We start from the raw sequence: 513 nt of genomic DNA, 5'->3' as shown, positions 1-513 counted from the left end.
CATGCATTGATGGCTGAATCCGTTGCTTGAAATTAAGCGTTTTGGTTGCGACTGATGGAGTAAAGGTAAGCCCAGTAAATTAGCGCGATACCAAAGGCTAAAATTGCAGGAAATACCAGAGCATACAAGCCATAAGCCATAAATAATGCAGCGCCGACGCTCCCGCCTAGTAAAAAACCAAAGAAGATGAATAGAAACAACTTAGCTTTACGGCGGTCAAATTGACGTCCTCGTAAGCTCTCACCAATCATAATGCCAAGGTCGGTAATGATCCCCGTCATGTGTGTCGTTCGGACAACTGCGCCACTAAAAGTGGTGATCATCGCATTCTGCAAACCACATGCTGCTGACGCTAAGTATTGGCCGTAGGAGTCGCCCTCGACCAAGAAGCCTAAACTTAACAGTAACAAACTCCCTTCAATACAAAGTGCCACACCATAGCGTCGGCCAAGCTTTAAAGCGCTACTCTCAATAAAGAAGCCGCTAAACGCAGAGCCAATCAAAAAGCTGAAT

General features: G+C 45.8%; 1 protein-coding gene. It reads right to left on the bottom strand.

Annotation, left to right across the window (positions count from 1 at the left end; all coding sequences use genetic code 11):
* Positions 1–32: 32 nt before the first annotated feature.
* Positions 33–513: YoaK family protein (locus R7R24_RS30515; protein WP_318120688.1), on the bottom strand; the 481-nt coding region annotated here is incomplete at its 5' end.

This window comes from Vibrio sp. 704 (assembly GCF_033339295.1).
The sequence above is the reverse complement of the archived record's forward strand: the minus strand, read 5'-3'. Positions and strand labels throughout refer to the sequence as shown.